We start from the raw sequence: 535 nt of genomic DNA, 5'->3' as shown, positions 1-535 counted from the left end.
CTCTCCGTAAGCTGTGTCACACCTCTTCCCCTGGCAAAGTGCCATCATAAGAAAAGCTGGCTTTTGTTGAGATAGGCGATCCCCGCCCCTTGATGGTCGAGTTTTTCCACCAACACCTGCTGATGTTTGCTTTCGGGTTGAAGTTTCTTTTTCGGTTGGAAAAAACGTGCCATGCTCAATTACCTGAATGATTTACTCAAATTTGTTTTACCGCTTCACTATTCTGCTGCGCAATCGTTGTGCCGGTGAGCGGTTGTGATTATGCTTAGCGACTATCCGGCTGGGTCACTGACATACTAGTGGCGCCTATTTCCATATCCAGACCTTGATGTAATTAGATAACATGACCAGATATGGCTTACGAGCACGTGTAATTACGCTCACCCTAGCGCCAACCTTGATCATAGGGTTGTTGCTCAGTAGTTTTTCTCTTTCAATCGCTATCAAGATCTGKAACGTCAGGTGATCACCACTGGCAACAGCATTATTGAGCCGATCGCCATCGCCAGCGAGCCTCATCTGCTTTCTGAAAGCC

1 protein-coding gene and 1 pseudogene are annotated in these 535 nt (G+C 47.2%); one reads left to right on the top strand and one right to left on the bottom strand.

Annotation, left to right across the window (positions count from 1 at the left end; translation table 11 throughout):
* Window positions 1–44: 44 nt before the first annotated feature.
* Entirely contained in the window at window positions 45–173 is a 129-nt protein-coding gene (locus tag CIK04_RS33780) for a hypothetical protein (protein ID WP_325205794.1), read from the bottom strand.
* A 170-nt stretch (window positions 174–343) separates the two neighbouring features.
* Here CIK04_RS33780 and CIK04_RS24705 point away from each other — a divergent pair.
* A pseudogene (locus tag CIK04_RS24705) lies at window positions 344–535 on the top strand (hypothetical protein); the annotation flags it as partial.

The organism is Vibrio sp. 03_296, assembly GCF_002265885.1.
Note: the sequence above shows the minus strand (reverse complement) of the source record. Positions and strands in the feature narration are given on the sequence as shown.

Coding starts and splice junctions, on each gene's coding strand:
- CIK04_RS33780 (WP_325205794.1), bottom strand. CDS start 173: ATGGCACGTTTTTTCCAACCGAAAAAGAAACTTCAACCCGAAAGCAAA.